Here is a 26,986-nt window from a genome sequence, read left to right on the forward strand (position 1 = left end):
CGCCATAAACTCCCGGTTACTCACCGGCAGCCTGGAGATGGCAAAAGCAGGAAGCTCGATTTCGAACCGCGGCTTTTCGTTGTCAAAGGCAAAGTCTTCATGGGCGAAGGCCTCTGACTCTCCGGGCATTCCGATCAGCCAGCGCCCGGCGGGAATAACCGCGTCGCCTCGGGCCTGATCGTTACCGGGCTCACCCGGGGCAACCCGCTCGGGCTGAAAGTCCGGAATGGCCGGATAACCAATGGTCTGGCGACACCAGATAATCGATTCGATGTGCATGTTCTGATGAAAAATCGAGTAGCGGTAAAGGTATAGCTCCCGGTCCGTGAGGGTTTTAGTTTTGATTCGTGCAGCCACCCGGTCGTAGATGGTGTCGAAGTAGGCAAGCGTTTCCTCACGTCCGGGAAACAGGTCACGACGCCAGCGGTCCCTGTGGTCAATGTGGAACGAATCCCAGAGCTCGTCCATGGCCGGATCATAACTGGCAGTGCCGTCCAGCAGGTTGAACACGAACACTTCGTAAAAGAAGGCGGCATGCCCCATCTCCCAGAGTGGCGGATTCACTCCCGGATGGTAGGGAACATCCAGCTTGTCCTCGGGCAGGGAGGTAATCAGGGCGCGCGTCCGCTGACGCGCGGTCTCAAGCTCGGCTAACAGGGTTGCTTTATCCACGCGCTGTCTCTCCGGGTGAAATTTCCTAGACGCTACGATAACAAACCAGGATTCAGATGAATGCACTGTCTGCACTTCTTTCCTTTTCCCCGCCACCATTTTGTGGACCGATTCAACACAAAAAGCCCCGCCGGGATCACCGTGCGGGGCTCTTCAAGCCTTCAGGACTGTTTCAGTCGTTCAGGACTCTTTAAATTGTTCAGGACTGCTTCCTAGAACTGGTTCATGGTGTTGTCTTTACCGCCGGCCTTGAGCGCCGCATCACCTGCGAAGAACTCTTTGTGATCATCGCCGATGTTGGAACCGGCCATGTCCTGATGCTTCACGGTTGCGATGCCCTGTCGGATTTCCTTGCGCTGGACACCCGCAACGTAAGCCAGCATGCCCTCGTCACCGAAGTAGCCTTTGGCCAGGTTGTCGGTAGACAGCGCCGCCGTATGGTATGTCGGCAGGGTGATCAGGTGGTGGAAGATACCGGCTTCGCGAGCGCCATCGCGCTGGAAGTTGGCTGTCCACTGATCCGCCAGCTGGCCAAGATCGGTGTCATCGTACTTGGCGTTCATCAGGTCCGCACGCTCGTACGCGGAAACGTCCTTGCCCTCTTCCTTCCAGGCATCAAATACCTGCTGACGGAAGTTCAGGGTCCAGTTGAAGGACGGGCTGTTGTTGTAAACCAGCTTGGCGTCGGGCACCACTTCCCTGATGCGGTTAACCATGGCTGCGATCTGGCCAACATGGGGTTTCTCGGTTTCGATCCACAGCAGGTCAGCGCCGTTCTGCAGGCTGGTGATACAGTCCAGAACCACCCGGTCTTCGCCAGAACCCGGCTTGAACTGGAACAGGCCGGACGCGAGACGCTTGGGACGAACCAATTGGCCTTTCTGCTTGATCACAACGTCGCCGTTGTTGATGTCTTCGGCTTTCTCGATCACTTCGCCGTCGATAAAGCTGTTGTACTGGTCGCCCAGATCGCCCGGCTCATTGGTCACGGCGATCTTCTGGGTCAGGCCTGCGCCCAGCGAATCAGTGCGCGCAACGATGACGCCGTCATCAATGCCCAGCTCAAGGAACGCCAGGCGCACAGCATTGATCTTGGACAGGAAGTCGGCGTGAGGAACGGTCACTTTGCCGTCCTGGTGGCCACACTGCTTTTCGTCCGACACCTGGTTTTCCAGCTGGATGCAGCAGGCGCCGGCTTCGATCATCTTCTTGGCCAGCAGGTAAGTGGCTTCCGCGTTACCAAAACCAGCGTCGATGTCGGCAATGATCGGCACAATGTGGGTTTCGTGGCTATCGATCTGCTTGATCAGCTCTTCCGCCCTGGCATTGTCGCCGGCGTTTTCGGCTTCTTCCAGGGCGCGGAACAGGTGGTTCAGTTCCCATGCGTCGGCCTGGCGCAGAAAGGTGTAAAGCTCCTCGATCAGTCCGGAAACCGCCGTCTTTTCGTGCATGGACTGGTCAGGCAGTGGGCCGAACTCGGAACGCAGGGCGGCAACCATCCAGCCGGACAGGTACAGGTAGCTGCGCTTGGTAGTACCGAAGTGCTTCTTGATCGACAGCATTTTCTGCTGGCCAATGAAACCATGCCAGCAACCCAGTGACTGGGTGTACTTGGAGGTGTCATTATCGTAGTTCGCCATGTCTTCGCGCATGATCTTCGCGGTGTACCTGGCGATATCAAGACCGGTCCTGAATTTGTTCTGGGCGCGCATGCGGGCGGCGTGCTTGGGATTGATGGCGTTCCAGGTAGGATGCTGCTCCAGAATGGAAGCAATGGCGTCAACGTCGTTTGCGTATGGCATATCTCAGTCCTGTCTTCTAAGGTTTGAGGTGTTCTTCAGATAAAGTTGAAAAGCGATTCCGACGAGCCAGCAACTGTCCAAAACCGATCAGATTACTGGCGTTGGCAATTACTTTAGGGGCTCTGATTTTATAATTGAAATTTATATAAATTATTTTCGGCATTTTCCTTGTGAATGATATTAACAGAATCTAGCAGGCGTCGATGTTCTATCTTAAAGCTTTCAGCCACTCTTTTCTGCACGCCCTGAAAAACTTGCTCCCGATTGTGGTGGTTGTGGTGTTTTTCCAGCTTGCAGTTTTGCATCAGGTGCCGGATAAAGCCCCAAGCATGGCCTTTGGCCTGCTCATTGTGGCTGTTGGCGTCGCGCTTTTTCTGCAGGGACTGGAATTGAGTATTTTCCCGATCGGCAAGAGCCTGTCCAACCAGTTTGCACGCCGGGGCTCAGTGCCGATTCTCCTGGCCTTCGGATTTGCCATCGGGTTCTCTGCCGTGGTTGCGGAACCGGCGCTGATTGCGGTTGCACAGCAGGCCCAGGAAATAAGCGCCGGAAGAATTGAGGCGCTGACGCTACGACTGCTGGTGGCGACATCTGTCGGCACTGTAGTAGCGCTGGGAGTATTCAGGACGATTATGGGCTACCCCCTGCACTGGTTCATGATCGGGGGGTATATCACTGTCGTCATCGTCACCTGGTTTGCGCCCGAGGAAATCGTCGGCCTGGCGTACGACTCTGGCGGCGTCACCACCAATGTGGTGACTGTGCCCCTGGTGGCAGCACTGGGCATCGGGCTGGCTGCTTCCATTCGTGGCCGGAATCCTCTTACCGACGGTTTCGGGCTGGTGGCACTGGCGGTAATGGTGCCGATGATTACAGTTCAGCTATACGGCATTGTGGTCTACTCGGGGCAACAGTCCGAAGGCGAACTGATCATGGATACGGGTTCCACAGAGTCCACGACAACCGGGCCCCTCAAGGCTCTGCTGGAGCTGGCAGAGATGGTGCGGGACGTTCTGCCCATTATCCTGACCATCCTGGTATTCCAGTATCTGGTCCTGCGGCGGCGCCTGAACAATCCCCGCAGGATCCTGTTCGGCTTTGCGCTGGTGCTTCTCGGACTCTATGCCTTTGTGGTGGGCCTGAAACTGGGGCTTTTTCCGATTGGTACCAGCATGGCTGAACAACTGATGAGCCTTGACGGGTATCATTTTGTCTACCTGTTTGCGTTCATGATCGGATTCGCCACGACCATGGCAGAACCGGCGCTTATCGCGATTGGCCACCAGGCTGAAGAAGCCGCTGCCGGCACCCTGAACGGCAATGCCATCCGGCTGTTTGTCGCTGTGGGCGTTGCCATTGGTATCACCGTTGGCGTGCATCGGATTATAGCGGGGGACTCGATTCACTATTACGTAATGGGAGGCTATCTGGTGGTAATTCTGCTGACCACTATTGCGCCCCGCTACATTATTGCGCTGGCCTACGACCTTGGCGGCGTGACCACCTCTGAGGTCACGGTACCGCTGGTCACAGCGCTGGGCATTGGCCTGGCCAGCAGTATCGAGGGCCGAAGCGTGCTGATTGACGGCTTCGGGCTGATTGCTTTTGCCTCGATCTTTCCCATTATCACCGTGATGGCCTATGCCATCGTTATTGACCACATCGCTGCCCGCAGGAAAACAGTCACATGAAATTCTCAGTACTCGTCGCTATTGTGCCGGAAGACCAGGAACAGGCCTGCATCGATGCAGCCCGGGACCTGGGGGCTGGCGGTATTACGGTCATGTCCGGGCGTGGCATCAGCAATAAGGCCAAAAAAACCTTCTTTGGCCTGACCTATGACGGCAGCCAGACTGTGCTGGTGATGGTGCTTGAAAAAGGACTGTCACTGGATATCCTGAAAGCCATCCAGCACATTCTGATGCCGAAAAAGAAGGACTCTCAGGGCCTGGTATTCACGCTGCCACTGGAACACCTGGGAGGCATCGATCTGTCCCAGGTGGAAAAATTCGAACAACATGTAAAAGACTCACTCTGAGCGGAGAACCGGCATGAAACTTGTCAAGGATGTGATGATTCGGGACACCATCAATGTGTCAGCATTTGCCAGCCTGCGTGACGCTCTCTCGCTGATGAAAAAGCACAATGTGAAATCACTGGTGGTGGATAAACAGAACGGGCACGATGCCTACGGCCTCATCACTTACACCAACATTCTCAAGGCCGTCATTGCCGAGGACGGCGATATTGATCTGCTGAATGTCTACGACGTCTGCGCCAAACCGGTGATCAGCGTCGGCGAGCATCTGGGCATCCGCCATGCGGCCAGCCTGATGAGCCAGCACCGGGTGAAGCGCCTGCTGGTTCTTCAGGACAACGACCTGATGGGCTTTGTGGTGATGGACGACATTATGGCCGCCCTGCTGGACACCATTGACTGAACCGGAGTCAGACTCACGACCTGCACAGGACAATTAACCGGTCATCGGAATTCAGGTCGAGGTAGTCGTCGCGCGGCGGATTAAGAGCCACATGGTGACCATTATGACCGGCACGCCCACGCCAGATGCCCATCGCCACCTCGCCTTTTGCCGCCACCACTTTTTCCAGTACCTTAAAATCGGCGCTGGCCGGTATCGGGTAGTCGTTGGGAGCCCGGAACTGTATCTCGGCGCCACCGACGGTGAACAGCTCATCCAGTACCACCCTCAACTCCCGCCGTAATGCCACCTGGGCAAGAACATGGCTGACAATCATCGGGCTGACCATCATTTCGCTCTGGTGGCCGGCCAGCAAATGACGATTATCCGGATCACTCAGTTCCATGATCAGCTGGGGACGCTGGCTGCCCTCACTGAGCAGGTCTTCCAGCTGGAGGTAGCCCACCATTGCCCGGGCGTCGGCCTCCTCCCCGGAGGCCAGCCGATCGCTGCTCAAAAGCATGATGGCGTCGAAGTTGAGGGGGCTGACCCGCCTGAGCTCGCCTTCGACCATGTAATCCGCTTCCACATGCCGGCAGACTACCGCGTGCTGCTCGCCCAGGTAACGATGGATTTCCTGCTGTCGCTCATGGGCGGGAACGACCGAAACAATATCCAGTTCGAACCGCCTCTGGCTGTAACTGCAGAACTCGCCGATCAGGCTTGGCACCCGGCGGTTCCAGCCCAGCACCAGGACCCGGTGCACCTTTTCAGAGAAAGTCAGGCCCTGGCTGACTGGCTCTGCGCGGTTAATCACCGGCAGTGCGGGGTTTTTAACCTGCGCGTCGGTGTCTGCATAATCCCGTGCCAGCAGGACAACCCGGTCTTCAGCAGCAATCGCTGTATCTGATGCCGCCGGCAATTGCACATTCCAGCCTTTGCCCGCCGGTTTCAGGATACCAAGAACAATGGCATCGGCCCGCCGGGCAGCCAGCTCACCCAGGGTCAAGCCCGCCAGAGTCTCGCCGCCGCGGATGTAAATTTCGCAGCCTTCACCGGCTGTCAGTAACTCATTGTAGATTTCCGACAACCCCGGATGCAGGATGTTCTGGACCATCAGTCGGCCGATCGTGGCATCACCGGCGACCACCTCCACCTCGCCGGGATAGGCCCGCTCAATCACAGGATGTTTGCGTATATCCTGAATTTCAGCCACCACAAACGGCAGAGGAGCACTCAGCTGACGCGCCTGGGCGGCGATTGAAAGCAGGGCCTTTACCGTTTCCACATCGGAGGTTACCAGGCTGCCAGCCTGATAGGCCGCGCTGGGCACGATCACAGCAGAGGCATCCAGACAGGCAACGCGCTGCAACGCATCAGGCTGAATAGCGGCGCCCGAACGCAGAATGATCTGGCGCGCCTTGCGGCCGATTCCCGGCTCTGTTCGCAATTCATGCACCTGGGCAGACGAGGCTGTCTCCGAGAGCACCACCAGCCGCAAACGATTGGTGTCGTGCTTCTCCAGAAATCGCCGCATACGTCCGGAGGAGCCCAGCAGCTCAACCAGCAAAGGCAGGGTCTGGCTGGTCCAGCCCAGCACCACAATATGATTGCTCAGGGTGACCGGGGTCAGCCCCCGCTCAAGATCGGTCATCTTGGCAATCAACCAGCGCGTGAGGATCGCTACCAGCGTACCCATGAAGACGACATAGCCGCTGACAGTCAGAATCGTGGAAACGAAACGTTGCCAGTTACCGGCATCGTCGCCCAGGTAGCCGGGGTCGGTCAGGCGCAGAAATGCCCACCAGATGGCATCGCCCACATCACTGAAGGAATCCCCCAGGGGCAGCACCAGCACACCGCCAATCAATGAGATCAGGCCGATAAATACAGCAACAACCAGGAGCTGAAACCCGGCGCCCTTGATGAGCTGGCGCTCCACCAGGAATTTGACGCGATCGATGAGTCGGAATGGCAGCATGGTCTTCCTTTGGCTTCAACCGGAAACCTAGCTAGCATAGCTTAAAACCGGAAACAAAAAGCTGACAACCGACCGTGTTTCGTGATCGTATAGCTGACTATGAAAGATTTATCCCGGACCCTGACACTACTTTCGTGCCTGTTCTTTGCGGGCTGTGCTTCGCTGCCCGCAGGTAATGCGGATGTGCTACCGCCACAATCCCAGTACGATGCCATCATTGCTGACAGCAGTGGCAGCCTGCTGACGGTCAATCAGTTGGCTGAGGCGCTGGCGCCCGCCGATGTGGTGGTCATAGGCGAATACCATGGCCATCATGGAGCCCACCTGCTGGAGGCGCTGATTCAGTCCACGCTTTACCGCAAGCGGCCGCAGCAGGTGCTGAGCATGGAGCAGTTCACCCTGACCGACCAGCCAGAGCTGGACAGATACCTGTCCGGAGAGACCGGTGAGGAGGAACTGATTGCCGATACCGGCGCCTGGTCAAACTATAAAGCGTCTTACCGCCCTCTGATTGAATTTTCCAGGCGCAATAACGTTCCCGTGATTGCCGCCAACGCCCCCGCCAAAATTGTCCGGTGCATTGGTCGCGAGGGAGAGGCCTATCTGGAGCAACTTGACAGTGATCTGCTGAAGCAACTGCCGGAGGACAGATTCCTGGATACCCCAGTCTACCGGGACAAGTTCTTCGCCGCTCTTGAGGACAACCATGGCGCAGACGAGGGTGAGGACAAAAACAGCAGTCGCATCGAGAACAGCTACAAGGCCCAGTTGCTCCGGGACAACACCATGGCGGATCAGGTGGTAACGGCTCTGCGGGAGAACCCTGGTCACCAGGTCATTCATCTCAACGGCACTTTTCATTCGGAAAACCGGCTGGGCATGGTGGCGGTGCTGGAAAAACGCCGGCCGGAACTTGAGGTTGCCGTTGTCAGCCCGGTTTTCTGGGGGCCGGAAGACGACTTTAACAGCCTGCTGGAGGAACACCGGGACAGAGGAGATTTTCTGTATTTCCTGCAGCCGCTGCCGGAGAAGTATAAAGACAGCGATCGCCAGCATGAGGCCATCATGCAGCAATTCCATAACGCCGGCAGTCTGGTCTGTGACTGAACCGTTTCCGTATCCGGCACCTGCCCCTGCAGTCAGGTAGCCTTTTTCTGACCGGCAAGAATCACCACCGCAATGCCACCCAGTATGGCGACCCCGGCAACCATCAGCCGCAGCGTCAGGGGTTCGGCCAGGAGCACGACTCCGCCCACCGCAGCAATCACCGGCACACTGAGCTGGACGGTCGCTGCCGTGGTCGCCTGCAGCAGCGGCAATGCCATATACCAGACGGCATAGCCCATGCCCGAAGCGACTGCGCCGGACGCAATGGCGTACCCCATACCCGCCATATCAATACTGGCACCGGAAACCATGACAAGACTCAACACCAGCGCCATGGGTACGGCCCGGATAAAATTGCCGGTGGTCACCGCCGTTGGTTCGCCGGCGCCTTTGGCCCGCAACGAATAGAGTCCCCAGGCGATACCGGCACTGATCATCAGCAGGGAGCTGAACAGTGGCGGCGCGGTAAGGCCTGGCAGTAACAGGCCCACCAGTCCGGAAAAGGCCACCATGAATCCTATCCACTGCCAGAATTGTGGGCGATTGCCACGGACAATACCGATACTGATCATGGTGGCCTGAACAGCACCAAAAAGCAGTAACGCCCCCATGGCCGCAGACAGACCGCCATAGGCATATGAGAAAGCCCCGGCATAGACGAACAGGGCCAGCGCCGAGCCCCAGGAACCCTGCTTCACCGGTAGCCGGTTGCCGCGCAAGCTGAGCAGCAACCAGAGCATCAGCGCGCCGGACACCAGCCGGACACTGGTAAAAGTGGCGGCGTCGATACTGGTATCCCGCAACGCTGCACGGCAGAGCAGTGAGTTGCCGGCAAAGGCGGTCATGGCGATCGTGGTCAGCAACAGTACTCGTGCGGTGGGCGGGATCACTGGGTCTGCACCATTTCGTCGCTGACCTGATAGAAGCCGGCAAGCCATTTCACAATTTCTCCAGCCGCCGGGTGGTCAAAGCGACCATAGCATTCAGCCAGCGCCCGGTGCCGGTCTTCGCTGATTCTCTGCAAACCGGTGTCCTGCAACACAAGCAGATCGGCACTGAGCTGGCAGGCGAGGTCGGCACCGAGCACCTCTTCCGCGGCCTGGCGGAACGCCTTCATATACTGATAGTTTGTTCCCTGCTGATAGCTCTGCGCCAGGGTGATGGCAGGAATGGTGGTAAGCAGTGGCTGCAAGGCGGGATTGATGGCATGCCCGGAAAGGTGCTGGCTATTGGCGGCCGGCCGGCCGGTAAAACCCCGCAGATGCAGGTGGCGGGACATGCGGTCGCCGTCGTTTACCGGATAGTTATCCCAGAGCACCGGTTTGCGACCCAGTGCTTGTGCAATCCGCTGCAGGTGTCCCGGCGATATTTCCCGGGAGCAGACTTCTTCCCCAGTCCAGAACACCTGGACAGATGGAGCCAGAGCACGCCCCAGGCTCTCCAGATAATGCTCGGGGCGCTGGCCGAACACCCGGTCCAGCACCGGGTCATCCGAATAATAGCTGGGGCAGACGGCCAACTGGCCGGCACCGCTTTGCTCAGCCACCCAGTGAATAATCTCTGCCTGGCGAGCTGCCAGATCCGGCGTGGCGCTTTTCATGTCGTCAAAAAGGATCGCCAGATCGGTAATGCCCAGGTCATCAAAAGCCGCCAGCTTGTTCTTAAGTGCGGTTTTTGCCGCAGCGTCGAAATTGTTGAAGATTTCAAAAGGGCTCAGACCAATACCGAACCGCACACCCTGTTCATGGCAGAAGCGGGCAAACCCGGTCAGTTCCCGTGCTACGCTATCGGGGTGGGGTTCGCTCCAGCGGCGCCGCAGAAAAGCATCAGCCTTGGGCGCATACCAGTAATTCCGGTAGCCATGGGGGGCCAGCAGCTGCACTACCTGCCGGCGCTCGTGCCAACTCCAGAGCGGGCCATAGAAGCCTTCAATAATGCCCAGGGGGGGGTGGTTCGACATTGCTGAATCCATTTTACAGGTGCACATAAAAACGCGGATTTGCCGAGATTATCGCATCGCGATGCTGCGGTCACCGGACATTTGCCGCAATCTTCGCTAGACTTCGCAAATACTCAATTTAAAGGACATCGCCAGTCCAGGTTTGAAAAAGGAGCCCGAACAATGGAAATAAAAACTTACGAGGACCTGATTGAATGGGCTCGTCAACTTCATCTGCACCTGTCCCGGTGCTTCTCCGAGTGCGCCAAAAACAATCCGGATGAACGTGCCAGTGCACTGCTCGATTACCTGGCAGGCCATGAGGCCGAAATCGGGCAAATGACCGCAGAGTTCGAGAAACAGACAGAGGAAAAAGTGCTGAAAACACGACTCTACGATTACTATGAAAGCGAGCATCGCGCGATCAGAAACCACGGTCACTGTGATGACCATTACGCCGGGCTGGACTTTGACACCATCGCCCGGGAAGTCTTCGAGTTCCACGACCAGCTGACAGAGCTCTACAAAAGCCTTAATCTCAAGGCGGAAATACCCGAGGCAAGTGATCTTGTAGAGTCACTTCGCGAAATGGAGGAAAACGAATCAATGAGGCTGGCACGGCAGATCGGCGCAATGAATGACGTCTGAGGCCAGGGCGCCGGCAACGAAAACTGGAATTTGTTAAACACCAGGAGTACTGTACATATAAACAGTACTCCGGATTCTGCCATGAAAACCCGCGCAACACCGCTTAACCCCCACAACCGCTTCCAGCCGATCGTCACTGACCGTCAACACGGCGATGGCCCATATGATGATGGTTGGTATCGGGACCCGGCAGACGACATCTGCCCCGACTCCCTGGCTACCGAAGTGACTGACGAGCGGGTGCGCTCGATCATCAGCCATAACCAGTCACCTGACGTGCCCTTCGATCAATCCATCAACCCTTATCGGGGCTGCGAACACGCCTGCATCTATTGCTTTGCCAGGCCCACCCATGCCTATTGGGACATGTCACCGGGGCTGGATTTCGAAACCCGCCTGATAGCCAAACCCAACGCAGCCGACCAGCTGCGCCGGGAGCTGGACAAGCCCGGTTACTGGGTATCTCCCATTGCCCTTGGAGTAAATACCGATGCCTATCAGCCCATCGAAAAAAACCGGGAAATTACCCGGGACATCCTCAAAGTGCTGGCCGAATACCAACACCCGGTAACAATCATCACCAAGGGTGCCCTGATTCTGCGGGATCTCGACCTGTTATCGGAGCTGGCAGGCAAGGGTCTCTGTTCTGTCCGCATCAGCCTGACGACACTGGATAATACCCTCAAAGGCCGGATGGAGCCCCGTACAGCGGCGCCCGCCATGCGCCTGAAAATCATCCGTGAGCTCAGTGCTGCCGGGGTACCGACCGGTATCATCCTCGGCCCGGTAATTCCATTTATCAACGATCACGAGATAGAGGCAATACTGACAGCCGGCGCGGATGCAGGCGCCCAGAGGGCCAGCTGGATCATGCTGCGGCTGCCACTGGAGCTGGATGAGCTGTTCCGGGACTGGCTGCAAAGGCATTTCCCCGAGCGGGCAGAGCGGGTAATGGGCCGCATTCGGGATTTGCGCGGAGGCAAAAGCTACGATGCCACCTTCGGGCGCAGAATGACCGGAACCGGCCCCTACGCCGACTTGATCCGTCAGCGCTTTTCAAAGCGGGCGAGGCAGGTGGGACTCGGCCTGCATGAGCCTGAGCCACTTCGCACAGACCTGTTCCGGCGGCCTGGCGGAGAGCAGATCCACCTGTTCTAGACCGGCCGGACTCGCTGGTCAAAAAAGCTCATGGCTGTCTTGCAGCCCCGTACTACGCCGCCGGCTCGGGCAGCCGGGATTCGCACCGTCGCCGGGACCGCCCCCGCGCCCGGCGGGTTTCAGTCGCCGGTGAGCGGGAAAATGTGCAGGTGCATGGATTTCTGATCATAGAGCGTGCCACTGCCCTGCAGATTCAGGTGGACCACCGTTTGGTCACTCCAACCACCGGCCACCGATTTGGCGCCGGCCAGACCTCCGCTGCCGCCCACTATGACCAATCGCTGACTGATCGTATGCATGCTGCCGCCTGCCGCCTTCAGTGTCACCATGACAGCGGTATCGCCCATGGGACTGACATCGGAGATACTGACGCCGCGTACCGAAGTCATTACCTTGTAGCTGGGTTCGCAGTAGTGCGGTGGCATGCTGCCCATATCGTGACACATCTGCATCACCTGGCCCGGTTTGCCGCCGTGCCCCCCGCCCTTCTTCATGCCCTTGCTACCGGACATGCCACCGGACTTACCGCCGGACTTGCCGGCATCGGACGTTTCCGCGCCCGTGTCACCGCCGTGACTGGAATGATCGACCTGCGCCAAGGCGCCCGGCGCAGCCAGGGCGAGCGCACCGGCGCAGACCAGAGCAGAGATCAGGGGTCGATGAATCGCTGTGAATGGCATCCTTGGAATCCTCTATTGCCGCTGGGTGAAATGGTCGCTCTTGTTCAGCGCGAGCCGACAGGAACAATCAAGTATAAAGCTGAGCGCTGGCAACGCAACGCTGGAACAGATTCCTCTGCACTTGCAGCTAAACGCCACCAGACATTCATGGTGGCAATAATAGCAGCGTACGCGTAAGAAACCGTCGCTGCACTGGCCAAGACCTATGTAGAACAGACACCGGTTTTTCGTTACATTGATTAACGTATATTGTTAACTTGAACTAGAGTAAGGAACTATAAGGGCGTTATCTCGCCAGATAACCACCTTGAATTAAAACAAAGACAAAAGAGGCTAGCTCAACAATGAGAATCCGTTCTGTTCTATCCGCGGCTGTGCTGACCGTAGCGACAACCTTCGCTGCCACGCACGCCTTCGCGCAGGAAACATTCACACTCCGCCTGGCTGAGACCTGGGGGCCCAACTTTCCGATCTTCGGTGACACCACCAAAAACTTCGCCGAACGCGTCGAAAAAATGTCCGACGGCCGGCTCAGGGTTCGAATCGATTCCGCCAACAAGCACAAGGCACCGCTGGGCGTTTTCGACATGGTCAAAGCCGGCCGGTATGACATGGGGCATTCAGCGTCCTACTACTGGAAGGGCAAGGTTCCGGAAACCCTGTTCTTCACGAGCATGCCGTTCGGCATGACCGCTGTCGAACAGTGGGCCTGGTTCTACCACGGTGGTGGCATGGAACTGATGCAGGAAGTCTACGAGCCGCACAACATGCTGTCCTTCCCCGGCGGCAACACCGGTGTCCAGATGGGCGGCTGGTTCCGCAAGGAAATCAATTCTCTGGACGACCTGAAAGGCCTGAAAATGCGCATCCCGGGCTTCGCCGGCGAAGTCTTTGCGGAAGTGGGCGTCAACCCGACCAACATCGCTCCGGGTGAGCTTTACACGGCCCTGGAACGTAACACCATTGATGCCGTGGAATGGGTAGGCCCGGCACTGGACCTGCGCCTTGGTTTCCAGCAGATCGCTGACTACTACTACACCGGCTGGCACGAGCCCGCCACGGAACTGCAGTTCCTGGTCAACAAAAAGGTTTGGGACAAGCTCCCCGCTGACCTTCAGGAAATCATGCGGATAGCCATGCGCACTGCATCTTACGACATGCTGATTCATTCCCAGCACGCCAACGCTGAAGCCTGGGCAAACATCAAGGAAGAGCATCCTAATGTGCAGATCAAGCAGTTCCCGGAGGATATTTTCCAGGCGATGTACGATGCCAACCAGAAGCTGCTCGATGAAGCTGCCGCGGAGAACGAGCAGGCCGCACGGATCGTGAAGTCGCAGGAGGAATACCTGGAGCAGACCCGCGCCTATACCGACATTTCAACCCGCGCGTATCTCAACACCATGGCAGAAGTCGAGTAACCTGACTGGCGCCAACCCAACCGGGATCACCTCAGGGGATCCCGGTTTTTATCGCTTATAGCAATCAGAAATCGCCAGTTGACCTGGCGGAGGACAGGCAATGCGTTGGATTATCAAGCTGGATGAGAAGCTCGCCTGGCTTTCCATTTTTTGTGGCTGGGTAGCCTGCACCGCAATGATATTGATGGCGGGCAACGTGTTTTATGATGTTGTCACCCGTTACGTCTTCAATGACGTTTCCATCGGCATGCAGGAAATGGAGTGGCACCTTTACTCGGTGGTTTTCCTTCTCGGCATCCCCTATGCCCTTCGCACCGACGGACATGTCCGGGTTGATGTCCTTTACGCCCGCTGGAGCGACAAGACCAAGGCCTGGATCAACCTCATCGGCGCAATCATTTTCATCATCCCGTTCTCCTACCTGATCTGGCATTACGGCTATGGCTTCGCAGTCGAGTCTTACAGTATGGGAGAGACCAGCGCCGACCCGGGCGGCCTGCCGCACCGGTGGATTATCAAAAGCGTGATTCCCATATCCGCCGTGTTCACCGGGATAGCCGGGCTTAACATGGCAACACACGCCCTGCGGGTAATGTCCGGTGAAAAAACCTACGAAGCGAAACACGGCGCGGAGGGACTGGCATGATTGGCATGATCATGTTTGGTGTGGCCCTGGTAATGCTGATGCTCGGCTTTCCGGTTGCCTTTACCTTTGGCGGTGTTGCGCTGTTCTTCGGGATCTTTGCTGAAGGCATGGATCTGTTCGCCTTTATGCCCTACCGGATCATGAGTGTGATGCAGAACACCACGCTCATGGCAGTACCCCTGTTTATCTTCATGGGTGTTGTGCTTCAGCGCACCAGACTGGCGGCGCAGCTACTGACGTCCATGGGCCGGTTGTTTGGTGGTTTGCCCGGTGGCCTGGCAATTTCCACCATCCTGGTGGGTGCCCTGCTTGCCGCCTCTACCGGTGTGGTCGGTGCCAGTGTGGTTGCCATGGGCCTGATTTCGCTGCCGGTCATGCTTGCCCATGGCTACGATAAACGACTGGCCACGGGCACCATCTGCGGTGCCGGCACCCTGGGCCAGATCGTGCCACCGTCTATTATTCTGATTATCCTCGGTGATGTTCTGGGGCTTCCGGTGGGGGACCTTTTCAAGGCTGCGGTGCTGCCCGGCGCGGTGCTGATCGGGCTGTACATCGTCTATATTCTTGTTCTCACCCGCTTCCGGCCTGAAACCGCGCCGGCAATGCCGGATGACAGCGGTCTGTCCCGTGGCAAGGAAATAGGGGCGGCACTGCTTGCCATCATCCCGCCGCTGGCACTGATCATTATTGTGCTGGGCTCCATTTTCGCCGGCATTGCCACACCGACCGAGTCTTCGGCGCTCGGTGGTGTTGGCGCCGTCGTCCTGGCCCTTATATACCGACAGTTCTCCTTCAGGATGGTCTGGGACGCCTCCAAGGACACGGTCAAGGTAACTGCCATGGTGTTCGCCATTCTTATCGGTGCAACGGCCTTCTCCATGGTGTTCAGCTACACCGGCGGCGATTACTTGCTGGAAGAGTGGATGCTGCAGCTTCCGGGCGAGAAGTGGGGATTTGTCATCCTCTCCATGCTGGTCATCCTGGTGCTGGGTTTCTTTATCGATTTCGTGGAGATTTCCTTCATCATTGTGCCGATTCTGGCGCCGGTCGCCGAGGCGATGGGCATCAACATGCTGTGGTTTGCCATCCTGATTGCGATGAACCTGCAAACCAGTTTCCTGACACCGCCCTTCGGGTTCAGCCTGTTCTACCTCAAGGGTGTCTCACCGCCAGAGGTCAGAACCACCGACATTTACAAAGGTGTGATGCCTTTCATCATGATTCAGATAGTCGTGCTGGCCGCAATTTTCATTATGCCTGAGTGGTTTGGTATGAGTTCAAGCTACTGATTCACCTGCCCCCCTGGCTGGTATGACAAAATCGATTTGTTATCTATACTAAAGTCTAGATAGATATGGCCAGAGGGGATTATGGCGCATGAGTGACAGCACCACTCGTAACACCGGTGATTACGCAGACCGGACCAGCAATCAGCAATCCAACCTGCTGACACTGCCGACGGCTGTGGCCACGACAGACCGTCGTCCCCACGCCTATGAACGCTGGTTAATTGCAAAACTCCTGCGTACGGCAGGCTCACCGCCTCTTCGCTTCCAGCTCTGGGACGACGAGTTTATCGAACCGGAAGACACCACTGCGGAATTTACCATTCGCCTCAACGACCCGAAAGCGCTTCTGGCTCTGCTGACCAACCCCAACCTTGCCTTCGGCGACCTCTACAGCGCCGGACGATTGCAGGTAGACGGCGACCTGCCGGACCTGATGGAAACACTTTACTCCAGTATACACCGGGCCCAGAAGAACTGGCCGAAATGGCTGGAAGCACTCTGGCGCAACCATAACCCGCGCTCCACCGGGCTCTCTGAAGCCAAACAAAACATCCATCACCATTATGATCTGGGTAATGATTTTTACCGGCTCTGGCTCGATGATGCCGAAATGCAGTACACCTGCGCCTATTATGAATCTCCGGACATTACCCTGGAGCAGGCCCAATTGGCCAAGCTGGAGCATGTTTGCCGGAAACTGAGGCTGAAACCCGGCATGACGGTTGCCGAAGCTGGCTGCGGCTGGGGTGGCCTCAGCCGGTATATGGCCGATAACTACGGAGTCAAAGTCCGCGCCTATAACATTTCCGGAGAGCAGCTGGTTTATGCCCGGGAGGAAGCCAGACGCCGGGGCCTGGACCATCTGATTGACTACGTCGAAGACGACTACCGCAATATTGATGGCCAGTACGATGCCTTTGTCTCTGTCGGAATGCTGGAACACGTCGGCAAGGAACGTTTTCCCGCCATGTCGGAGCTGATCCGCCGCGTTCTCAAGCCCGACGGCATCGCCCTGCTCCACAGCATCGGTCGCAACCGCCCAATGCTGATGAACGCCTGGATCGAAAAACGCATTTTCCCTGGCGCCTATCCGCCCAGCATTGCTGAACTCATGAGCATCTGCGAAGCAGGCGAATTCTCTGTGCTGGACGTTGAGAATCTGCGGCTTCATTACGCCCGGACTCTGACCCACTGGATGGAACGATTCCAGAATCATCGTGACCAGGTCACGGCAATGTACGATGAGCACTTCACCCGGGCCTGGGAAATGTATCTGGCCGGTTCTATCGCCGCCTTCCGCGTCGGCAGCCTGCAACTGTTTCAGGTGGTATTTACTCACGGCTCAAATAACAGCCTGCCCCAGACCCGGCGGGACCTTTATAAATCCACTGCCGTACCGAAGGCCTGAGCATGGAATATTATGACCTGATCATCGTGGGAGCCGGGCCCGCCGGCTCCACCCTTGCCAACGCCCTGCAGAATAGTGGCAAGCGCATCCTGGTACTGGACAAACAGACCTTTCCCCGGGACAAAACCTGTGCCGGCTGGGTCACGCCCGCCGTGATGGACACCCTGAACATTGACCTTGAGGATTACGCCAGGAGCCGGACCCTGCAACCTATCAGTCAGTTCCGCATTGGCATGATGGGCCAGTCCGCCCTCGAAAACGATCATCGCGAAGTGGTCAGCTACGGCATCCGGCGCTGCGAATTCGACGCCTACCTGCTGGACCGGGTGACCTGCCCGAAAAAACTGGGCACTCCGGTAAAAAGCATCGAGCGGAATAACGGCAACTGGGTCATCAACAACACCTGGCAGGCTCCGCTGCTGATTGGCGCAGGAGGGCACTTCTGTCCGGTAGCCAGGCTGCTGGGCGAGCGCACCGGCCGTCATGAAACCGTGGTCGCGGCCAAGGAAGTAGAATTCGAGATGACCGCCGAACAGGTCCAACGGTGCAAAGCCCGAGGTGACACCCCTGAGCTATGGTTCTGCAGGGACCTGAAAGGCTACGCCTGGATATTCCGCAAGGGTAATTTCCTCAACATCGGCCTGGGACGGGAAGATAATCACAAGCTGAATGAACATCTGGACAACTTTGTCGAGGATATGAAAGCCGCCGGCCGCATTCCTGATGATCTCCCCGGGCGATTCAAAGGTCATGCCTACCTGCTTTATGACCACGCGAAACGCCCCCTGGTCGACGAGGGATTGATACGGATCGGCGATGCGGCAGGGCTGGCCTATACCCAGAGCGGCGAAGGTATCCGCCCGGCCATTGAATCCGCACTGATGGCGGCAGGCCTTATACGGAATCTGGAGGAATTCTCCGCCGAATCACTGCAACCCTATGGTGAAGCCATCGCCGGCCGTTTCGGCAACCGGGCGGAAAACCCGAAAGCCGGTTTCCAGGTGCCTGACTGGGTCAGGTTGCGACTGGCAAGCACCCTGATGCGTTCCCACTGGTTTACCCGTAAAGTGGTGACCGAGAAGTGGTTCCTGCATCAGGAAGTACCACCTCTTGAGATGGTCAAGGGTTAAAAGGACATCTCGCGGGCAGATTCATATTCAATCTGATTGCTGGTGGTCTGTGGCTGGGGTGTAGAGTGTACAATCCGGGGAGTATAGTCACGGGGCATCCGAATTGCTTTCGTGGCCGTAAAGCCTTCAACTCCAACCCAGCAGGTACCCCATGCCACAGCATACAGCCGCCACCCATCCTGAACCGGCACACCGCCTTCCCTGTCGCGGTTGCCTGACTGACTGCCCCAATTACGCCACCTGCGATGGCAAGCCATGGCGGGCTGATAAAACACCGGCTGCGGCAGACGGTAAATTGCGCACTGGTGTCTGAACTGTCTGAACAGGGCCGGAACGCGCGATAATGCTTATATACTTCCTCTGCGTGCTGGCCATTATCGGCTTCTCGGTTTTTTATCTGTTTTTTTACCGCGGCTGGTTAAGAGACCTGAGGCTCAGGGAGCCCTTCCCTGAACATTGGCAGGACCTGCTGCGGAAACAGCTGCCGGTCTATCGCTCCCTGCCGCCTCAGCCCAGACATCAACTTGAACAGCATGTGCAGTTGTTTCTGGCGGAAAAGTCCTTCTATGGCTGCGATGGCTTTGAAGTGGATGACACCGTCCGTCTGACCATTGCCGGGCATGCCTGCCTGTTGATTATTGCCCGCAGTTTCTCCGATTTCGACGACATCACCAGTATCCTGGTGTATCCGGACGCGTATCGGGTCAGAGAGATCGAGAGTGATGGCCTGGTGGTCAGCGAAAGCGAGCAGATCCGCGCTGGCGAAGCCTCCAGCCGCGGTCAGGTCGTGCTGGCGTGGGCAGAGTGCGAGCAAGGCGCCGTCAACCCGAACGGACACCACAACGTGATCCTTCACGAGTTTGCCCACCAGCTGGATTACCTGGACGGTACTGCCGACGGCGCCCCGCCACTCGGCGGCGAGCAGGCCCGGCACTGGCAGAAAACCATGACCCTCGCCTACGAACACCTGCGTCGTTCACTCAGCCATCACCACAAACCCTGGCTGGATCCTTATGGGGCTACCGAACCGGCAGAGTTTTTTGCTGTGCTGACGGAAGCATTCTTTCAACAACCCGACCATCTAAAAGCGGAACAACCCGAGGTATTCGAGGCGCTTCGCGGGTTCTACAGGCTGGACCCCATAACCTTTGATGAAAGCCCGCCATAATCAGGTCCGCTGCGTGAGCCTGGTCCACAGCGGCTCGATAAAAACCGCCAGGCAGATGATCAGCATGGCCATAATCTGGAAGCCGGTGGCCGGTTGCGACAGAAAGTACCAGGTCAGCAACGCGGCAATCACCGGCTTGAGGAAGAACAGGTAGCTCCCCCGGGTGATATCAGGCACCGCCGCCAGACCACCAATCCAGAACAGTTGGGTGATCACCGTATTGAACAGTACCAATACCAGGATGGCCGACCACTGCTCGGTGGGACGATAGAACAGCGTGGCCGGGTTGACCCAATCACCCCAGGCGATGCCAACCAGCAGCCACAGACCGATACCACCGATGAACATGGTCAGGCTGGTTATACGCAGGGCGCCATAGCGGCCGATTACCGGTTTGATGGCTACGGTGTAAGCGCCCACGCAGATGGCACAGGCCAGCGCCATGAGTACACCGATAAAGGTGTTGCCACCCTCCGCCAGGTCCAGAAGGTAGCCGTCGGTAATCAGCAGGGCGACCCCGAACAGGGCTGCCAGTCCGGTCAGAATTTTCACCAGTGTGAACGGTTCCTTGTTCAGATAGCGATTGACCAGGCCCACGCTGATGGGTATCGCTGTCACCATGGTGGCCACCTGGGGCACGGTGGCGAAATCCAGGGCCCAGTGGAAGAACAGGTAGCCTATGGTCACCCCGATGAAAGCAAGGACCACCAGGCGTACCGGTACTTCCCGCAATGGCGTGATCAGGTCCCGGCAACCGGGCAGCGCCAATGACAGCAGAACCAGCCCGAAGCCGCCGAGCAGAAACCGCCAGGAGGACAGTTCCGGACCGGCCACACCGGTCACCACGGCGACGAACTCACTGGAGCCATGGCCGAGCACGCCGATAAACACTGCCAGATAGGCGATTGCGGGGGACCGGTGCCACAGACTCATGGCAGCTCCCCGGCAAATTTCAGCAGATGTCGGGTGAGTTCCTCCGGGCGCTCCACCGGAATCATGTGGGCGGCATTGCTCAGATCGACCCGTTGCGCTGTGGGCAGACGCCGGTAGAGCTGGTCCACATCGTCGGGATCCAGAAACAGCCGGTCTTCCCGTCCGGTAACGACCAGGACAGGCAAGGTCAGATCCTGATACGGCACCTCCCAGTCCGCGCCGCGGGCAGCGCTGAGCAGCCGGTAGATACCATGATCACGGGGCATCGGCTGGTAGGGCGCATCAGGGAAAAAGTTGGCGCGCTGCTCTGCCAGAAACTCCTCGTTGAACAGTCCGAAGCCATACAGATCCTTGAGCAGTTGCAGACCGCCGACCTCCAGCGCTCGCACCACCGCTTCATTGAGCCACTGGATACGGGCACCCGGGCGCCGCAGCATGTTAACCAGCACCAGCCCTTCGGCACCGGCGCTGCGCAGCCAGTAATGCGCGGCATAAAGGCCACCGATGGAAAGGCCGACAAATACCGGGTGCGGCGGTTGTACCGCGGCGAGCAAGCGGCCGGTGTCCTCAACGATCAGATCGGTATCAAGCTCGATATCGGGCGCGGCCGGGCTATCCGCCTGGCCGCGAAAATTCCAGCTCAGGGTGCCGTGGCCTGCCTTGCGCAGTGCCGGTGCGACCTGCCCTTCCCATGCGTTCAGGTCACCCGCAATGGCATTGAAGAAAACGAACGTCCTCCCCGTCTGAGAGGCCGGTGCGTGGTACTGGTAACAGATGGCGTCGAGTTCGCCGATGGGCAATGAGGACACGGTGACTTCTCCGGTTATTGTTACTAATGAGCATGAAAGTAGGCGGACACGTCCGCCTACTCTCTTTCAGCTTAGTAGATTTACCGGGGCACTATAGCCTATTACAGCCCCGCCACCCAATGGATCAAAGGTGTGGGGTATACCCCCAGAAACAGAATCAATACCGCTACCACCAGGAGTGTCAGGCCGCCAATCCGGCTGCCCCAGTCACTGGTCGCATCCCGGTGGCGCATGCCGGGCTCCGGCAGATAGAGGGTGACCATGACCCGCAGATAGTAGAACATGCCGATCGCGCTGCCCGCCACGATGCCAGCCACCAGCCACCAGCGGGCATCGGCAACACCCATGGCCAGCACGTAGAACTTGCCGACGAAGCCGGCTGTCAGTGGAATGCCTGCCAGCGACAGGAAACTCACTGTCATAACGGCCGCCAGCCAGGGCCGGCGCCAGAACAGGCCCCGGTAGTAATGCAGCCCGGCGGCGTCTTCGCCCCCGAACGGACTGGACAGCATGGTAACCACACCAAATGCCGCCAGGGTGGTTACCAGATAGGTAATCAGATAGATGCCCACCGTTTCCACCGCCATCGAACCACCCACAACGAGCGCCACCATCAGGTAACCAAAGTGGGCAATAGAAGAGTACCCCAGCAGGCGCTTGAGATTCTGCTGGAACAACGCCAGCAGGTTACCACCGACCATGGTCAGCACTGCCAGCACCGTAATCAGGGCGTCCAGCCAGTCACTGTCAAAGACCGGTGCTGTCATCACCAGCCGCAGCAAAACCACGAACACCGCCAGCTTGCCGACCGTGGCCAGGAAGATGGTGGCTGGCGCGGGGCCACCCTGATAGACATCCGGTGTCCACAGGTGAAAAGGTACGATGGAAAGCTTGAAGCCAAGCCCGACCAGTATCAGCACCGCCCCGGCAAGGGTCCAGACATCGGGCCCGTTTGCCAGCCCCGCAGCAAGGCCAACGGACAGCCCGGCCAGGTCCATGCTACCGGTGCGGGCATAGATCAGCGCCATGCCAAACAGCAGGAATGCGGTAGCGGCGGCGGACAGAATCAGGTATTTGATGCCCGCCTCCAGCGACCTCTCAGCGCGGAAGCTATAGGCCAGCATGCCATAGAGCGGCATCGACAGCAGCTCCAGGCTGATGAAGAGGGTGGCCAGATGGTCGCTGGCCACCAGCCCCAGGGCACCGGTTACCGCGCACAGCAATAACAGATAGAACTCGTCCCTGGGGCCGATGTAGCCGGTCAGGTAATGATGGCTCAGCGCCACTGTCACCAGCGCGCAGAGCAGCACCAGCACGGTGCCCATGAGCGCCAGCCCGTCCATGATCATCAGCGGCGGCGGTGACAGTGCCGAAGACGCCAGTGGTACCAGCGCCAGAGCCAGCACCAGACCCGCCGCCGACAGCACTGCGGTGAGATCGTGGTTGCGCCGCCAGGCGATACCCAGCATCACCACTACAGCGGCGGTGCCGACTGCGATCAGGGGAAGCACAGCAACCAGATTTGCCAGGGTCAGCATCAGTTCACCTCCCCGGCCTGAACCGCCAGCTCGGTACTGCCGGTAAACAGCTCTGCTGCCGGACCGGCGACTGCAGCGGTGGTATCCAGCAGGGGCTGCGGATAAAGTCCGACAACGAGTGTCAGTATCAGCAGTACCAGCATCATGCCGTATTCCCTGGCGTCCGGCCCGGCCAGAGCTCCCTGGGTGTACTGCGGGCCATAGTGCACACGCTGCATCAGCAGCAGCGAATAGATGGCCGCCAGTACCAGCCCGATACTGGCGATAACGGCCACTACCGGAGCCTCGGGGAAGGTTCCGAACAGGATCATGAATTCACCCACGAAGTTCGCCGTGGCGGGCATACCCAGGGAGGCGGCGACAAAACACATGGTAAACCCGGGCAGCACCGGTATGCGCCCCCAGAGTCCACCCATGATGTTCATATCACGGGTGTGGAGGCGCTCGTAGAGCTGACCGCTGAGTATGAACAGCCCGGCGCTGGAAAAGGCATGGGCCACCATCAGCACGACAGCGCCCTGAATGGCCAGTTCCGAGCCGGAGTACAGCGCGATCAGCACAAACCCCATATGGGAAATACTGGTGTACGCGATCAGACGTTTGATGTCCTGCTGGCCACAGGCCAGCACGGCCCCGTAGATGATACTCACCAGCCCGAGGCTCATAGCGATGGGAGCGAAAGCCTGGGACTCTTCAGGGAACAGGGGCAGTGCGAAACGCAGGATGCCGTAGGCTGCGGTTTTCAGCAGTATGCCGGCCAGGTCGACACTGCCGGCCGTGGGCGCCTGAGCATGGGCGTCCGGCAGCCAGCCGTGAAACGGGACCACCGGCAGTTTGACCGCAAAGGCAATGAAGAAGCCGAGCATCAACCAGGGCGCCATCGCTTCCGGAATGTCGGTGGCCAGTAAAGTGTCATAGCTGAAGGACATCTCGCCGGTGTTGCTGAAATGCACGAACACCAGGGCGATAATCGACACCAGCATCAGCAGACCACTGGCCTGGGTGTAGATAAAGAAACGGGTCGCCGCGCGGATCCGGGTCTGCCCTGCCGAACCGCTGTGCCCCCACAGAGCGATCAGGAAGTACATGGGCACCAGCATCATTTCCCAGAACAGGAAAAACAGGAACAGATCCAGGGCCAGGAACACCCCTACCACACCGCCGAGGATAAACAGCAGGTTGAGGTGAAAGAAGCCCACGCGATCGGAGATTTCCTGCCATGAGCAGAGCACCGCCAGCGCGCCCAGAAAGCCGGTCAGCGCCACAAGAATCAGCGACAGCCCGTCCATGGCCAGGTGAATCTCGATGCCGAAACGGGGAATCCATGGCACTCGCCATTCCAGCAGCCACTGGCTGGCCCTGCCGGCCGCCGGCAGGCTGAAGTCCCCGGTCAGCCACAGGATCACGCTGATCAGCAGCACAAACAGCATGGTGCCCAGGGCAATCCAGCGGGGTACCTGTTCGCCCCAGCGCTCTGCCTGCCAGCACAGCAGTCCGCCAATAAAAGGAATCAGTATCAACCACACCAGGATCATGCTGCCCCTCCCGGCATCAGTGCCAGCGCCACCAGAATCACCGCGGCACCCAGCACCATCACCAGGGTATAGCTGCGCACCCGGCCGTTCTGGCTTCGCACCAGACCTGTATTAAGCACTCGTGCGACCACCGCCGGCAGGTTCATCACCAGGTTCACAAGATCGACCCGCAGATATTTCACCGCCAGTTGCCATGGCTGAACCAGCATCCGGTCAAACAGGGCATCGAATCCCCAGGCCTGGTGCCACAGGGTCCACAGACGGGCACCTGGACCCTGGCGAACCTTGTCGGCAAGCCAGTCCCGTCGCCACAGAAACAGCCAGGCTGCCAGCAGCAGACCGGCGATGGCAGCACCCATCGCCAGCACCTGCAGCAACGTGTGGCCGGCGCTGGTGTGCTGGCCCGGCGCTGCCGGGAAAAGCTCACCCAGACCCGGATACACCCAGGCCCCGATAAAGCTGGAAAGGACCGCCAGCACCACCAGCGGCAGGTGGTGGGTCAGAAGACTGGTGCCGGGTTCCGGGTGGCGGGCATGGTCGCTGCCCGGCTCACCATGAAAGGTGCCCAGCACCAGCCGCACGGTGTAGAGCCCGGTCAGCACTGCCCCCAGCAACCCTGCCAGCAGCAGCCCGGTCTGGTCCGCCGCCATCGCCTGCCACAGAATTTCGTCTTTGCTGAAGAAACCGGCGCTTACCAGTGGCAGCGCCACCAGCGCAGCACTGCCGGCGATGAAGCCACCGTAGGCCACTGGCAACTTGCGCCACAGCCCGCCCAGTCGGCGCATGTCCTGTTCGTGGTGGCAACTGATAATCACCGCGCCAGCGGACAGGAACAGCAGTGCCTTGAAAAAGGCATGGGTCACCAGATGGAAGATGGCGGCATCAAAGGCGCCTACTCCCAGGGCAACAAACATGTAGCCAATCTGGCTCATGGTGGAATAGGCCAGCACCCGCTTGATATCGGTCTGGGCCAGGGCCGCAAAGGCAGCCACCAGTAACGAGACCGCACCGATTACGCCGACCAGCAACAGCACATCCGGCGCCAGCAGGAACAGACCGTTAAGACGGGCAATCAGATAGACTCCGGCGGTGACCATGGTGGCCGCGTGAATCAATGCCGACACCGGCGTGGGGCCGGCCATGGCGTCCGGCAGCCAGGTATGCAACGGCACCTGGGCGGATTTGCCCAGGGCGCCACCCAGCACCAGCAGCGCCGCCAGATTCGCGCTGACACTGCCCTGCTCCCAGAACTCCGGCGCCCGGGCCAGAATCGTGGCGATATCCAGGGTGCCCAATTCCATGAAAATCAGGAACAGGCCCAGCGCCAGGAACACATCGCCGATCCGGGTCACCAGAAAAGCCTTGAATGCCGCCTGACCGTTGGCACTGGTCTGGTAATAGTAGCCGATGAGCCCGTAACTGCAGAGGCCGACGCCTTCCCAGCCCAGGAACAGCAAAAGCAGATTGTCCCCCAGCACCAGAAGCAACATGCTGAACACGAACAGGTTCATCCAGGCATAAAAACGGGTAATTCCCTCTTCCCCGGTCATGTACCAGGCCGCGAACAGATGAATCAGAAAGCCCACGCCGGTAATTACCGACATCATCACCAGCGCCAGGCCATCTATCGCCAGCCCGATGGTGGGCTGAAAGTCGCCCACGGCGATCCAGTTCCACAGGGTCACCGACGTCGCGCTGCCGCCGCCAGGGTGTGTCATCACCAGAAATACCGTGGCCAGAGCCGCCAGCCCGACACTGCCAACACCAATCACCGCGCTGGCACGTGCGCCCAGACGACCGGCGGAAAAGGCCAGAATCAGCGCGCCCGCCAGCGGGAACAGAAACGAGAGTACCGTCGCCATCGCCATCATCCACGCATCCTGCTGGCCTGATCCAGATTGACTGACCGGAATCGCTGGTAAAGCTGGATCATCAACGCCAGCCCGACACTGGCTTCCGCCGCCGCCAGAGTGATCACCAGCAGAAACATGGCCTGGCCCTCTGGCTGGTTCCAGGCCGTGGCGCCCACCACAAAGGCCAGGGCAGCGGAATTAAGCATCACTTCCAGACTCATCAGCACGAACAGCATGTTGCGACGCAGCATCAGCCCCAACAGCCCGAGACTGAACAGGATGGCCGCGAGGATCAGGCCATGTTCCATGGGGATACCGGTCATGATCTGTTCCCTCGTTTGCGCACCGGGTTGCTGCGCCGCCCCACATGGGAGGCCGTGACCAGCGCTGCCAGCAGCAGGATCGCCGCCAGTTCCACCACCATCAGCCAGGGCCCGAACATGATCAGAGCGACGGCGCGGGCGGTAAGAAGTTCGCCATCAATGGCCTGCCCCACGCCACCCTGGCTGATCAGGGTAAAAAGCGCGCCAAGCAGAACCAGAGCCAGCACAGAGGGGCCTATCCAGTGGCGTGGCTGGCGCAAGGTCTGGTCCCGGTCCGAGTCCCGGCCGAGATTGAGCATCATCACCACGAACACAAACAGCACCATGATCGCCCCGGCGTAGACGATGATCTCCAGGGCACCGGCAAACGGTGCCCCCAGGGCGAAAAACACCAGCGCCACGGCAATCAGGGACACGATCAGGTACACCACCGCATGTACCGGACTGGTGCCGAAAATCACCCCCACCGTGGCCAGCACAGCCACCAGGCCGCTGAGGTAGAAAGCCAGTTCCATCAATGCCT

25 protein-coding genes are annotated in these 26,986 nt (G+C 58.6%); 12 read left to right on the forward strand and 13 right to left on the reverse strand.

Annotated features, from left to right (window positions below; all coding sequences use genetic code 11):
• Nucleotides 1-672, reverse strand: a 672-nt coding sequence (locus VJ956_RS12685) for a DinB family protein (RefSeq protein ID WP_324085409.1), incomplete at its 3' end; no start/stop codon positions are given.
• Between the two features lie 212 nt (nucleotides 673-884).
• A complete protein-coding gene (locus VJ956_RS12690; protein ID WP_324085410.1) occupies nucleotides 885-2,474 on the reverse strand; it encodes an isocitrate lyase in 1,590 nt (529 codons plus the stop codon).
• Between the two features lie 203 nt (nucleotides 2,475-2,677).
• Here VJ956_RS12690 and VJ956_RS12695 point away from each other — a divergent pair, with 203 nt between their 5' ends.
• Genes VJ956_RS12695 through VJ956_RS12705 form a run of 3 tightly spaced genes read left to right on the forward strand, consistent with a single transcriptional unit; the run spans nucleotide 2,678 to nucleotide 4,915 of the window.
• On the forward strand, nucleotides 2,678-4,165 hold the full coding sequence (locus VJ956_RS12695; protein WP_324085411.1) for a DUF1538 domain-containing protein: 1,488 nt from the start codon (nucleotides 2,678-2,680) through the stop codon (nucleotides 4,163-4,165).
• Nucleotides 4,162-4,512 (forward strand): transcriptional regulator, encoded by a 351-nt coding sequence (locus VJ956_RS12700; protein ID WP_324085412.1) that lies wholly within the window; start codon nucleotides 4,162-4,164, stop codon nucleotides 4,510-4,512. Before VJ956_RS12695 ends, VJ956_RS12700 begins: the two co-directional genes overlap by 4 nt.
• A 13-nt stretch (nucleotides 4,513-4,525) precedes the next feature.
• On the forward strand, nucleotides 4,526-4,915 hold the full coding sequence (locus tag VJ956_RS12705) for a CBS domain-containing protein (protein ID WP_324085413.1): 390 nt from the start codon (nucleotides 4,526-4,528) through the stop codon (nucleotides 4,913-4,915).
• 13 nt (nucleotides 4,916-4,928) lie between these two features.
• Here the strand turns inward: VJ956_RS12705 and VJ956_RS12710 are convergent, their stop codons facing one another.
• Complete coding sequence (locus tag VJ956_RS12710) at nucleotides 4,929-6,875, reverse strand: CASTOR/POLLUX-related putative ion channel (RefSeq protein ID WP_324085414.1); 1,947 nt, start codon at nucleotides 6,873-6,875, stop codon at nucleotides 4,929-4,931.
• A gap of 99 nt (nucleotides 6,876-6,974) precedes the next feature.
• On the opposite strand from VJ956_RS12710, the gene VJ956_RS12715 reads away from it, so the two are divergent.
• A complete protein-coding gene (locus VJ956_RS12715; protein WP_324085415.1) occupies nucleotides 6,975-7,982 on the forward strand; it encodes a ChaN family lipoprotein in 1,008 nt (335 codons plus the stop codon).
• 32 nt (nucleotides 7,983-8,014) lie between these two features.
• Here the strand turns inward: VJ956_RS12715 and VJ956_RS12720 are convergent, their stop codons facing one another.
• Both VJ956_RS12720 and VJ956_RS12725 read right to left on the reverse strand, forming a co-directional pair.
• Nucleotides 8,015-8,869, reverse strand: a complete 855-nt coding sequence (locus VJ956_RS12720; protein ID WP_324085458.1) for a DMT family transporter — start codon at nucleotides 8,867-8,869, stop codon at nucleotides 8,015-8,017.
• Entirely contained in the window at nucleotides 8,869-9,942 is a 1,074-nt protein-coding gene (locus VJ956_RS12725; protein WP_324085416.1) for a beta-N-acetylglucosaminidase domain-containing protein, read from the reverse strand. The genes VJ956_RS12720 and VJ956_RS12725 overlap by 1 nt, the downstream gene beginning before the upstream one ends.
• A 162-nt stretch (nucleotides 9,943-10,104) precedes the next feature.
• Here VJ956_RS12725 and VJ956_RS12730 point away from each other — a divergent pair, with 162 nt between their 5' ends.
• Entirely contained in the window at nucleotides 10,105-10,569 is a 465-nt protein-coding gene (locus VJ956_RS12730) for an ATPase (protein WP_324085417.1), read from the forward strand.
• Between the two features lie 81 nt (nucleotides 10,570-10,650).
• Nucleotides 10,651-11,727 (forward strand): PA0069 family radical SAM protein, encoded by a 1,077-nt coding sequence (locus VJ956_RS12735; protein ID WP_324085418.1) that lies wholly within the window; start codon nucleotides 10,651-10,653, stop codon nucleotides 11,725-11,727.
• Nucleotides 11,728-11,846: 119 nt separating this feature from the next.
• Here VJ956_RS12735 and VJ956_RS12740 read toward each other — a convergent pair whose 3' ends face one another.
• Nucleotides 11,847-12,407 (reverse strand): hypothetical protein, encoded by a 561-nt coding sequence (locus VJ956_RS12740; protein ID WP_324085419.1) that lies wholly within the window; start codon nucleotides 12,405-12,407, stop codon nucleotides 11,847-11,849.
• A 344-nt stretch (nucleotides 12,408-12,751) separates the two neighbouring features.
• Here VJ956_RS12740 and VJ956_RS12745 point away from each other — a divergent pair, with 344 nt between their 5' ends.
• The 6 genes from VJ956_RS12745 to VJ956_RS12770 all read left to right on the forward strand — a co-directional run bounded on the left by VJ956_RS12745 (nucleotide 12,752) and on the right by VJ956_RS12770 (nucleotide 19,472).
• Nucleotides 12,752-13,828, forward strand: a complete 1,077-nt coding sequence (locus tag VJ956_RS12745; protein ID WP_324085420.1) for a TRAP transporter substrate-binding protein — start codon at nucleotides 12,752-12,754, stop codon at nucleotides 13,826-13,828.
• Nucleotides 13,829-13,928: 100 nt separating this feature from the next.
• Nucleotides 13,929-14,474, forward strand: coding sequence for a TRAP transporter small permease subunit (locus tag VJ956_RS12750; RefSeq protein ID WP_324085421.1), 546 nt, complete (start codon nucleotides 13,929-13,931; stop codon nucleotides 14,472-14,474).
• Nucleotides 14,471-15,766: a TRAP transporter large permease subunit gene (locus VJ956_RS12755; protein ID WP_324085422.1), complete on the forward strand. Its 1,296-nt coding sequence runs from the start codon at nucleotides 14,471-14,473 to the stop codon at nucleotides 15,764-15,766. The genes VJ956_RS12750 and VJ956_RS12755 overlap by 4 nt, the downstream gene beginning before the upstream one ends.
• A gap of 88 nt (nucleotides 15,767-15,854) precedes the next feature.
• Complete coding sequence (locus VJ956_RS12760) at nucleotides 15,855-17,174, forward strand: cyclopropane-fatty-acyl-phospholipid synthase family protein (RefSeq protein ID WP_324085423.1); 1,320 nt, start codon at nucleotides 15,855-15,857, stop codon at nucleotides 17,172-17,174.
• Nucleotides 17,175-17,176: 2 nt separating this feature from the next.
• Nucleotides 17,177-18,304 (forward strand): NAD(P)/FAD-dependent oxidoreductase, encoded by a 1,128-nt coding sequence (locus VJ956_RS12765; RefSeq protein WP_324085424.1) that lies wholly within the window; start codon nucleotides 17,177-17,179, stop codon nucleotides 18,302-18,304.
• Between the two features lie 343 nt (nucleotides 18,305-18,647).
• Nucleotides 18,648-19,472 carry a M90 family metallopeptidase gene (locus VJ956_RS12770; RefSeq protein ID WP_324085425.1) on the forward strand — a complete coding sequence of 275 codons (825 nt, stop codon included), beginning with the start codon at nucleotides 18,648-18,650 and terminating at the stop codon, nucleotides 19,470-19,472.
• Here VJ956_RS12770 and VJ956_RS12775 read toward each other — a convergent pair whose 3' ends face one another.
• The 7 genes from VJ956_RS12775 to nuoJ all read right to left on the reverse strand — a co-directional run bounded on the left by VJ956_RS12775 (nucleotide 19,473) and on the right by nuoJ (nucleotide 26,978).
• Nucleotides 19,473-20,405 (reverse strand): DMT family transporter, encoded by a 933-nt coding sequence (locus VJ956_RS12775; protein WP_324085426.1) that lies wholly within the window; start codon nucleotides 20,403-20,405, stop codon nucleotides 19,473-19,475.
• A complete protein-coding gene (locus VJ956_RS12780; RefSeq protein ID WP_324085427.1) occupies nucleotides 20,402-21,214 on the reverse strand; it encodes an alpha/beta fold hydrolase in 813 nt (270 codons plus the stop codon). The genes VJ956_RS12775 and VJ956_RS12780 overlap by 4 nt, the downstream gene beginning before the upstream one ends.
• Nucleotides 21,215-21,315: 101 nt before the next feature.
• On the reverse strand, nucleotides 21,316-22,755 hold the full coding sequence (gene nuoN / locus VJ956_RS12785) for an NADH-quinone oxidoreductase subunit NuoN (protein ID WP_324085459.1): 1,440 nt from the start codon (nucleotides 22,753-22,755) through the stop codon (nucleotides 21,316-21,318).
• The gene (gene nuoM / locus VJ956_RS12790) at nucleotides 22,752-24,287 is read right to left on the reverse strand and encodes an NADH-quinone oxidoreductase subunit M (RefSeq protein WP_324085428.1); all 1,536 of its coding nucleotides are present in this window, start codon (nucleotides 24,285-24,287) and stop codon (nucleotides 22,752-22,754) included. Before nuoM ends, nuoN begins: the two co-directional genes overlap by 4 nt.
• Complete coding sequence (nuoL, locus tag VJ956_RS12795; protein ID WP_324085429.1) at nucleotides 24,284-26,158, reverse strand: NADH-quinone oxidoreductase subunit L; 1,875 nt, start codon at nucleotides 26,156-26,158, stop codon at nucleotides 24,284-24,286. The genes nuoM and nuoL overlap by 4 nt, the downstream gene beginning before the upstream one ends.
• Nucleotides 26,155-26,463 carry an NADH-quinone oxidoreductase subunit NuoK gene (nuoK, locus tag VJ956_RS12800; RefSeq protein WP_324085430.1) on the reverse strand — a complete coding sequence of 103 codons (309 nt, stop codon included), beginning with the start codon at nucleotides 26,461-26,463 and terminating at the stop codon, nucleotides 26,155-26,157. The genes nuoL and nuoK overlap by 4 nt, the downstream gene beginning before the upstream one ends.
• A complete protein-coding gene (gene nuoJ, locus VJ956_RS12805; protein WP_324085431.1) occupies nucleotides 26,460-26,978 on the reverse strand; it encodes an NADH-quinone oxidoreductase subunit J in 519 nt (172 codons plus the stop codon). Before nuoJ ends, nuoK begins: the two co-directional genes overlap by 4 nt.
• Nucleotides 26,979-26,986: the final 8 nt, after the last annotated feature.

It is taken from the genome of Marinobacter sp. (assembly GCF_035268745.1).
In the GTDB taxonomy this organism is placed as follows: domain Bacteria; phylum Pseudomonadota; class Gammaproteobacteria; order Pseudomonadales; family Oleiphilaceae; genus Marinobacter.

Bases quoted from the DNA above. Each gene is read 5' to 3' on its own strand.
- VJ956_RS12755 (WP_324085422.1), top strand. From the start codon at position 14,471: ATGATTGGCATGATCATGTTTGGTGTGGCCCTGGTAATGCTGATGCTC.
- VJ956_RS12765 (WP_324085424.1), top strand. From the start codon at position 17,177: ATGGAATATTATGACCTGATCATCGTGGGAGCCGGGCCCGCCGGCTCC.
- nuoK (WP_324085430.1), bottom strand. From the start codon at position 26,463: ATGACCGGTATCCCCATGGAACATGGCCTGATCCTCGCGGCCATCCTG.
- nuoM (WP_324085428.1), bottom strand. From the start codon at position 24,287: ATGATCCTGGTGTGGTTGATACTGATTCCTTTTATTGGCGGACTGCTG.
- VJ956_RS12745 (WP_324085420.1), top strand. From the start codon at position 12,752: ATGAGAATCCGTTCTGTTCTATCCGCGGCTGTGCTGACCGTAGCGACA.
- VJ956_RS12700 (WP_324085412.1), top strand. From the start codon at position 4,162: ATGAAATTCTCAGTACTCGTCGCTATTGTGCCGGAAGACCAGGAACAG.
- VJ956_RS12715 (WP_324085415.1), top strand. From the start codon at position 6,975: ATGAAAGATTTATCCCGGACCCTGACACTACTTTCGTGCCTGTTCTTT.
- VJ956_RS12705 (WP_324085413.1), top strand. From the start codon at position 4,526: ATGAAACTTGTCAAGGATGTGATGATTCGGGACACCATCAATGTGTCA.
- nuoL (WP_324085429.1), bottom strand. From the start codon at position 26,158: ATGATGGCGATGGCGACGGTACTCTCGTTTCTGTTCCCGCTGGCGGGC.
- nuoJ (WP_324085431.1), bottom strand. From the start codon at position 26,978: ATGGAACTGGCTTTCTACCTCAGCGGCCTGGTGGCTGTGCTGGCCACG.
- VJ956_RS12760 (WP_324085423.1), top strand. From the start codon at position 15,855: ATGAGTGACAGCACCACTCGTAACACCGGTGATTACGCAGACCGGACC.
- VJ956_RS12775 (WP_324085426.1), bottom strand. From the start codon at position 20,405: ATGAGTCTGTGGCACCGGTCCCCCGCAATCGCCTATCTGGCAGTGTTT.
- VJ956_RS12710 (WP_324085414.1), bottom strand. From the start codon at position 6,875: ATGCTGCCATTCCGACTCATCGATCGCGTCAAATTCCTGGTGGAGCGC.
- VJ956_RS12770 (WP_324085425.1), top strand. From the start codon at position 18,648: ATGCTTATATACTTCCTCTGCGTGCTGGCCATTATCGGCTTCTCGGTT.
- VJ956_RS12740 (WP_324085419.1), bottom strand. From the start codon at position 12,407: ATGCCATTCACAGCGATTCATCGACCCCTGATCTCTGCTCTGGTCTGC.
- VJ956_RS12735 (WP_324085418.1), top strand. From the start codon at position 10,651: ATGAAAACCCGCGCAACACCGCTTAACCCCCACAACCGCTTCCAGCCG.
- VJ956_RS12725 (WP_324085416.1), bottom strand. From the start codon at position 9,942: ATGTCGAACCACCCCCCCCTGGGCATTATTGAAGGCTTCTATGGCCCG.
- VJ956_RS12730 (WP_324085417.1), top strand. From the start codon at position 10,105: ATGGAAATAAAAACTTACGAGGACCTGATTGAATGGGCTCGTCAACTT.
- VJ956_RS12690 (WP_324085410.1), bottom strand. From the start codon at position 2,474: ATGCCATACGCAAACGACGTTGACGCCATTGCTTCCATTCTGGAGCAG.
- VJ956_RS12750 (WP_324085421.1), top strand. From the start codon at position 13,929: ATGCGTTGGATTATCAAGCTGGATGAGAAGCTCGCCTGGCTTTCCATT.
- VJ956_RS12695 (WP_324085411.1), top strand. From the start codon at position 2,678: ATGTTCTATCTTAAAGCTTTCAGCCACTCTTTTCTGCACGCCCTGAAA.